This window comes from Variovorax sp. KBW07, from assembly GCF_003852515.1.
Lineage (GTDB): Bacteria > Pseudomonadota > Gammaproteobacteria > Burkholderiales > Burkholderiaceae_C > Variovorax.
In genome coordinates, this window is the sequence record NZ_QAJK01000237.1 from 6,169 (window position 1) to 6,698 (window position 530).

The window sequence follows — 530 nt, forward strand, 5'->3', positions numbered from 1 at the left end:
TCGAGACGGCCATCACCGAACTCGCGGTGGGCGAGGCGCTGGTGAGTTTCCTGGACGAAAAAGGTCGCCCGAGCGTGACGGAGCGCGTGTTCGTGGTGCCGCCGGGCAGCCAGCTGGGGCCGATCACGCCGGACCAGCGCAAGACGCTGATCGCCAACTCGCTGGTGGCGGGGGTCTACGAAAAGACGGTGGACCGCGAATCGGCCTACGAAAAGCTGAAGGGCCGCGCCGAGAGCGCGCCGGACGCACCGGTGGTCGCGCCGGGCGGCAAGGCTGCGGCGGAAGCGTCAGGCTCCGGCATGGGCGGCATGCTGAACGACATGATTTTCGGCAGCACGGGACCACGCGGCGGCAAGCGCGACGGGCTGGTACAGACCATGGCCAAGTCCGCTGTGCGCACCATGGGCACGTCGGTCGGCAAGGAGATTCTTCGCGGCGTGCTCGGCGGGATCTTCGGCAGCAAGAAGCGCTGACGTCTCTCTGTTTCGTTTTTTTGTCGCTGCTGTTTGAGTCATTCAGGGCGACGCCCA

Annotated in this window: 1 protein-coding gene; it reads left to right on the top strand. The window is 66.4% G+C overall.

Annotated elements, in window-relative coordinates:
- Positions 1-473, top strand: a 473-nt coding sequence (locus DBV14_RS34100) for a DUF853 domain-containing protein (RefSeq protein WP_260397312.1), incomplete at its 5' end; no start/stop codon positions are given.
- Positions 474-530: the final 57 nt, after the last annotated feature.